The following is a 6,759-nucleotide window of genomic DNA, read 5'->3' on the forward strand; positions in this document are numbered from 1 at the left end:
GCGGATCCCGAGCCCAGGGCGAGGATGCTGAGATGGCCGGCGGCCAGCGCGCGCGCCGCCTGCGGCAGCGGGCGCGCCTCGGCGGCGTACTCGGCCGGAACATCGCAGGCGGGCGTCGCATGCGCCGGCAGGGCCAGCAGCGGCATTGCGAGCGCCGCGGCAAGGGCGGAACGCCGCAACGACATGACGGACATGTTATCGAACCCCCGCCGGTTGCGGCAAGGCGCCGGCGCCTCGCTCGAGCCGCCGGTACCAGGCCGCGACCTCCGCGATGGCGACCAGGAGCAGCAGGGCGCAGATGTTCACCAAGGCCTGCATGGCGACGCCGTCCGCCGCCTCGAGCGCGAGCCGCCCGAGGAATGAGACCAGGATGCCGCCGCAGAAGACCGGCAGGCTGTGCTGGCCCATGCGGAGAAAGGGGCGCACCGCCTTCGCCCGCAGCACCGGCCAGTCGCGCGGGACGAAATGGCCGACGAGGTAGGCGAGCGCCAGGATGGAGGCGAGGCGGGCGGGGTGGAGCGAGGTCTTGTCCACCTCCACGAGCAGCGCGGCGAGCAGGCCGGACAGGCTCTCCGCCCATTCCGGCCGGACTTGCCAAGCGATCTGCCAGACCAGCCCCGACACCACGACGAGGACCGCGAGCGCCGTCAGCCAGGCATTGCGTGGCGGCAGGCGGGGCCCGGGCTGGCCCCGCACCGCCTGGCCGATCAGGAAGCCGCAGACGAAGACCAGCTGCCAGGCGATCGGGTTGAACTGCCAGCCCTCGGCGCCGAGCAGCAGCAGGTTCACATCGGCCAGCCGCGCCCAGGCCCAGACGGCGACCGAGATCCCGAGCAGCCACCAGCCATGCCGGCGCAGCGCGAGCGCGGGGATCAGGAGCGCCAGCAGCACGATGTAGAGCGGCAGGATGTCGAGGAAGTGGGGCTGGAAGCGCAGCAGCAGCGCCTCGCTCAGCGTCCGGTAGGGATCCTCGCCGAGCGGGTCGAGGGCGAGCTCGTCGATGTAGAAGCTGCGGTCGAGGGCGCGGGCGGACAGCCCGACCTGGGCCGAGAACAGCACCAGCAGGAAGATGTGCGCGACATAGAGCACGCCGATCCGTCGCAGCAGGGCGGCGACGGCGAAGGTGAGGCCCTTGCGGTCCGCCTGCCCCGCGAAGGCGAAGGCGGCCGCGTAGCCGGCGAGCAGCACGAAGGCCTCCGCCGCGTCGGCCAGCGCGAAGTGGCGGAGCGTGAGCACGCTCATCCAGTTGCCGGGCATGTGGTTGACCATGATCATCCACAGCGCGAGGCCGCGGCAGATATCGGCGCGCAGGTCCCGACCCGGCCTTGCTAGGGCCGCCGCGTCCTCGAGACTCACATGGCGCGCGGCCGGATGATCGGGCATGGTCGGGAAGATGATGCTGACACGTCACGGCCGCATCCCCCTGGCCGCACTCGGGCTGCTCACCGCCCTCGCCGCCCCGGCCGGCGCCAGCCCCTGCCCCGCCGGGCCGGCAGGTGCCGTGGTGGAGGCCCGGCTCAACGCCGGGCGGCCGCTGACCATCGTGGCGCTCGGCTCCTCCTCGACCGAGGGGGCGGGTGCCTCGGGCCCGCATGCGACCTATCCGGCGCGGCTGGAAGCGCTGCTGCGCGGCGCCCTGCCGGGGCGGACCGTGCGGGTGATCAATGCCGGGCGGTCCGGCCAGACCTCGGACGAGATGCTGGCGCGGATCGAGAACCAGGTGCTGGTGCGGCGCCCCTCGCTGGTGATCTGGCAGGCGGGCGGCAACGAGGCGCTGAAGGGCCGCTCGCCCGAGGAGTTCGAGCGCGTGATGCGCGAGGGGCTGCGGCGGCTTGCCATGGCGGGCATCCCGGTGGTGCTGCTCGACAACCAGCGGAGCCCGCGCATGGTCGCGGCCGGAGGCGAGCGCTTCGACGCGGTGATGGCCGCGCTGGCGGAAGCGCGCGGTGTCGGGCTGTTCCGCCGCGGCGCCTGGCAGGCCTCCGCGCCGGACCCGCAGGCGCTGGTCGCGGGCGACGGGCTGCACATGAACGACGCGGGCTATGCCTGCCTCGCGCAGGCGCTGGCCGAGGCGATCCTGCCCGCGGTCGAACCGCCCGCGCCGGCCTTCGCGGCGGCGCGGCGGTAGTCGCCGCTATTTCCGGTCGGCCCGTGGGTCCAGCGCGTCGCGCAGCCCGTCGCCGACCAGGTTGAAGGCGAGCACCACGACGAAGATCGCGAGCCCCGGCGCGATGGCGAGCCAGGGCGCGCTGTCCAGAAAGCGCTGCGCGCTGTTGAGCATCGAGCCCCAGGAGGGCGCGGGCGGCTGCTGCCCGAGGCCGAGGAAGGAGAGCGAGGCCTCGGCGATGATCGCCTCCGCGATCGCAAGCGTGCTCTGCACCAGCAGCGGCGGGATGATGTTGGGCAGCACATGCACCAGCGCGGTGCGCCAGGGCGGGTTGCCGAGCGCGCGCGCCGCCTCCACCCAGTCGGTGGACTTCGCATCCAGCGCCATGCCGCGCGCGAGGCGGACGAAGACCGGGCTCGCCGTGATGGCGATGGCGAGCATCGCGTTCTCGAGCGCCGGGCCGAGGAAGGCGGCGAGCGCGATGGCGAGGATCAGGAAGGGCACCGACAGCATCGCATCCGCGATGCGCGACAGCACGGCGTCCACCCAGCCGCCGGCGAGGCCAGCGAGCAGGCCGAGCGGGACGCCGATGGCGATGGCGCCAAGCACGGAGACGACGCCCGCCATGAGCGAGGCGCGCGCGCCCCAGATCAGGCGCGAGAGGACGTCGCGCCCGTTCTCGTCGGTGCCGAAGGGATGTGCCCAGGAAGGCGGCTGGCGGATGCGCGCCCAGCTGGTCTGGATCGGGTCGTAGGGGGCGATCCAGGGCGCGAAGACGGCGATCAGGACGAAGGCGACGACGACGACGAGGCCGAACACCGCCAGCTTGTGGCGCAGGAAGCGGCGCAGCGCGCGGCGGCCGGGGCTTTCGCCGCGCTCGGCCGCGGCCGGAAGGGCTGTCACGCTCATGCGGCGCGCAGCCTGGGATTGATCGCCATGTAGAGCAGGTCCGCGACCAGGCTGAGGACGACGAAGATCAGCGCGGTCGCCAGCACGACGCCCTGTACGACCGGGTAGTCGCGGTTGAAGACCGCATCCACGACGAGCTTGCCGAAGCCGGGGATGGTGAAGATCTGCTCGGTGAGCACGGCGCCCGCTAGGAGACGACCGAATTCGATGGTCCCGAGGGTGACGACCGGGATCAGCGCGTTCCGCAACGCGTGCTTCCAGACCACGACCTTCTCGGCGAGGCCCTTGGCGCGCGCGGTGCGGACGTAGTCCTGGCTCAGCGCGGTCAGCATCGCCGCGCGGGTGTGGCGCATCAGCACGCTGGCCACGCCCGTGCCGAGCACGAAGGCGGGCATGATGGTGGTGGCGAGGCTCTGCACCGGATCCTCCCACAGCGGCACGTAGCCCGAGGGCGGCAGCCAGCCGAGCTGCACGCTGAACAGCAGGATCATCATGATGCCGAGCCAGAAATTCGGCGTGGAGATGCCGAAGAGCGCGATACCGTTCGCCGCCCAGTCGGCCGGCGTGTCGCGCCGCGTGGCCGAGAGGATGCCCATCGGCACGCCGATCACGACGCCGATGATGAAGGCCATGGTGGCGAGCTGGGCGGTGACGGGCAGCTTCTGCAGGATCAGCTCGCTGACCGGCATGCGGATGCGCCAGGACCAGCCGAAATCGCCCTGCAGCACGTTGCCGACCCAGAACAGGTACTGTTCCCAGATCGGGCGATCCAGGCGCAGCTCCTCGCGGATCTGCTGCAGCACGACGGGATCGCCGCGCTCCTCGCCCGCGAGGATCATGGCCGGATCCCCGGGCATCAGCTGCTGCAGCCCGAAGATCATGAAGGACAGGATCAGCAGCGTGGGGATGATCTGCCCCACGCGGCGGAGAAGCCAGAATGCCATGCCGGTCCCGTCCCTCGCCCGCGCGCCGTCCGGCTCAGTTGAGCCGCATGCCCTGCAGGCGGATCAGCCCGTCCGGCACGGGGCGGAAGCCCTGCAGCCGCGCGGTGTGGCCGACGATGTTCTTGCGGTGCCAGAGATAGATCCGGTGGCGGTCCTGGCGCAGCGCGATGTCGAAGGCCTCCGCGTAGAGGCCCCGCCGCCGCGCGGCATCCGTCTCGATGCGCGCCACGTCGAGCAGCCGGTCGACGGCGGGGTTGGAGTACTTGCCGTCGTTCTGCGGCCCCTGGCTGTGGATGAAGGTCCAGATGTTGCCGTCCGGGTCGGCGCGGCCGGACCAGGCGAGGAGGTAGGTCTCGAACTCGCCGCGCACCGCGGCCTGGAGCGAGGAGGCGAATTCCATCGCGTTGATGCGCAGGTCGAAGCCGGCCTCGCGCACCATCGCCTGGATCACCTCCGCCACCTGGCGCAGGTCGGGGTTGTTCGGGACGGTCATCTCGACCGGCACGGGGGTGCGGATGCCGGCCTCGGCCAGCAGCTGCCTCGCGCGGGCAACGTTGCGCGGCTCCGGCTGGAAGTCGCGGACATGGAAGGGATTGGCGGGCGGCAGCGGCTGGCGGGTCGGGCTCTGCAGCCCCTCATAGACCACCTGGTTCACCGCCGCGCGATCGATGGCGAGTTCGAAGGCCTCGCGCACGCGCGGGTTCTGGCCCATCGGGGTCTGGCCGCGCGGGCCGTTGCCGATGTTGATGGTGATGCCCTGGTAGCCGAGCTCGTCGTTCAGGGTGATCCGCAGGCGGTTGTTGCGGCGGACGGTGTTGACGTCGTTCGCCTCGATGCTCTCCACCAGCTCGACCGCGCCGGACTGCAGGTTGGCCAGGCGCACATTGCCGTCGGTGATCGGCAGGTAGGTGACGCGCTGGAGGTGGATGTTCGCCGCGTCCCAGTACTCGGGGAAGCGTTCCAGCACGATGCGGTCCTGGGCCACGCGCTCGACGAAGCGCATGGGGCCGGCGCAGACGGGACGGTTGCCGAAGTTGCGGCCGGCGGCCTCCGCGGCGCGCGGCGAGACGATCATCCCGGCACGGTCGGTCAGCTGCGCGACGAAGGGCGCGAAAGGCTCGCGCAGCGTCACGCGGACGGTCTGCGGATCCACCACCTCAGCCGACTGCATGGAGCCGATCTCGCCGCGGCGGAAGCTGCCCTGCATCGTCAGGTGGCGCATCAGCGAATAGACGACGGACTCGGCCGTCATCGGGTCGCCGTCGTGGAAGCGGACGCCCTGGCGCAGCGTGATCAGCAGGCTCGTCGGGCTCTCCCAGCGGTAGCCGGTGGCGAGCTGGGGCACGATCTCCAGGCGCTCGTTGATGTCGAACAGCTTGTCGCAGAGGCCGGCGAAGACGATGCGGCCGACGAAGGTGCGCGCGAGGGTCGGGTCGAGGATGTCCGGATCCTCGCGCAGCACGATGCGGAAGTTCTGCTGCGCCTCGGCCGGCCCAGAGGGGACGGTTGCGGAGAGGGCCGCGACGGCGAGGCAGCCGGCGGCGAACATCCTGCGGATCATGCGGTCACTCCCTGGACGGTTCGGTCGGTGAAGAAGGCCTGCAGGCGCTTCAGCCGCTCGCCGCCCGCATCGTGCTCGGAGGGCGGGATGGCGGGCGGCAGGCGGGATTGCAGATGGCACGCAGCCGCGTGTGCGCCACCCTCGAGCTGCGGCATCTCGGCCGCGCAGATCGCCTCGGCGTAGGGGCAGCGCGTGCGGAAGCGGCAGCCGGAGGGCGGGTTGATCGGGCTCGGCACGTCGCCTTCCAGCGGCACCGCCTTGCCCCCCTGCCCCGGCACGGCCGCGAGCAGCGCGCGGGTGTAGGGATGCCGCGGCGCCCGGAAGACCTGCTCGGTCGGGCCCTGCTCCACGATGCGGCCGAGATACATCACCGCGACGCGGTCGGCGATGTGGCGCACCACGCCGAGGTCATGGCTGATCAGGACGAAGGTCAGGCGGAACTCGCGGATCAGGTCCTGCAGCAGGTTGATCACCTGCGCCTGCACCGAGACGTCGAGCGCGCTGACCGGCTCGTCGCCGACGATCAGGCGCGGGCGGGACGCCAATGCCCTGGCGATGGCGATGCGCTGGCGCTGGCCGCCGCTGAACTCGTGCGGCCAGCGCCGCGCCAGTTCGGGCCGCAGCCCGACGCGGGCGAGAAGCTCGGCCACCCGGTCGCGCTCCTTGTCGCGCGGCACGATGCCGTGCAGGCGCAGCGGCTCCGCCACCGCCTCCTCCACCGTCATGCGCGGGTCGAGGCTGGCGAAGGGATCCTGGAAGATCAGCTGCATGTCGCGCCGCCGCCGGCGCAGATCGGCCGGCTTCAGCGCGCGGAGATCCTCGCCCATGAAGCGGATCGCGCCGCGGTCGGGCTCGATCAGCCGCAGCATGACGCGGCCGAGCGTGGACTTGCCGCAGCCGCTCTCGCCGACGATCGCGAGCACCTGGCCTTCCTCGACCGAGAGCGAGACGCCGTCCACCGCGCGCACCGCGCCCTTCGAACGGCCGAGCGCGTCGCGCACCGGGAAGGCGCGGGCGACGTCGTCGAGTTCCAGGATCGCGGTCATGCCGCCTCCAGCACCGCATCGAGCGGCGCGCGCCAGCAGGCGGCGAAGTGGCCCTCGTGCTGCGCCACGAGCGGCGGCTGCTCCGCGCAGCGCGCGACCGCGAAGGGGCAGCGCGGCGCGAAGCGGCAGCCGGGCGGCGGGGCGCGAAGGTCGGGCACCGTGCCCTCGATGCTCGCCAGCCGCTCCGCCCCG

7 protein-coding genes are annotated in these 6,759 nt (G+C 72.2%); 1 reads left to right on the forward strand and 6 read right to left on the reverse strand.

What is annotated here, in order from left to right:
• Window positions 1–195 precede the first annotated feature (195 nt).
• Window positions 196–1,383 carry an OpgC family protein gene (locus L2I40_RS16250; RefSeq protein WP_237216241.1) on the reverse strand — a complete coding sequence of 396 codons (1,188 nt, stop codon included), beginning with the start codon at window positions 1,381–1,383 and terminating at the stop codon, window positions 196–198.
• Here L2I40_RS16250 and L2I40_RS16255 point away from each other — a divergent pair.
• Window positions 1,382–2,128 carry an SGNH/GDSL hydrolase family protein gene (locus L2I40_RS16255; protein WP_237216242.1) on the forward strand — a complete coding sequence of 249 codons (747 nt, stop codon included), beginning with the start codon at window positions 1,382–1,384 and terminating at the stop codon, window positions 2,126–2,128. The two genes, L2I40_RS16250 and L2I40_RS16255, sit on opposite strands and share 2 nt — an antisense overlap.
• A gap of 6 nt (window positions 2,129–2,134) precedes the next feature.
• On the opposite strand, the gene L2I40_RS16260 is transcribed toward L2I40_RS16255, so the two are convergent.
• The 5 genes from L2I40_RS16260 to L2I40_RS16280 form a co-directional block, all read right to left on the reverse strand.
• Window positions 2,135–3,016: an ABC transporter permease gene (locus L2I40_RS16260; RefSeq protein WP_237216243.1), complete on the reverse strand. Its 882-nt coding sequence runs from the start codon at window positions 3,014–3,016 to the stop codon at window positions 2,135–2,137.
• On the reverse strand, window positions 3,013–3,960 hold the full coding sequence (locus tag L2I40_RS16265) for an ABC transporter permease (protein ID WP_237216244.1): 948 nt from the start codon (window positions 3,958–3,960) through the stop codon (window positions 3,013–3,015). The genes L2I40_RS16260 and L2I40_RS16265 overlap by 4 nt, the downstream gene beginning before the upstream one ends.
• Window positions 3,961–3,994: 34 nt before the next feature.
• Complete coding sequence (locus tag L2I40_RS16270; protein ID WP_237216245.1) at window positions 3,995–5,521, reverse strand: ABC transporter substrate-binding protein; 1,527 nt, start codon at window positions 5,519–5,521, stop codon at window positions 3,995–3,997.
• A complete protein-coding gene (locus tag L2I40_RS16275; protein WP_237216246.1) occupies window positions 5,518–6,567 on the reverse strand; it encodes an ABC transporter ATP-binding protein in 1,050 nt (349 codons plus the stop codon). The genes L2I40_RS16270 and L2I40_RS16275 overlap by 4 nt, the downstream gene beginning before the upstream one ends.
• Window positions 6,564–6,759, reverse strand: a 196-nt coding sequence (locus L2I40_RS16280; RefSeq protein ID WP_372491071.1) for an oligopeptide/dipeptide ABC transporter ATP-binding protein, incomplete at its 5' end; no start/stop codon positions are given. The genes L2I40_RS16280 and L2I40_RS16275, both read right to left, overlap by 4 nt.

The sequence above is a fragment of the Falsiroseomonas oryziterrae genome, assembly GCF_021864505.1.
GTDB lineage: Bacteria > Pseudomonadota > Alphaproteobacteria > Acetobacterales > Acetobacteraceae > Falsiroseomonas > Falsiroseomonas oryziterrae.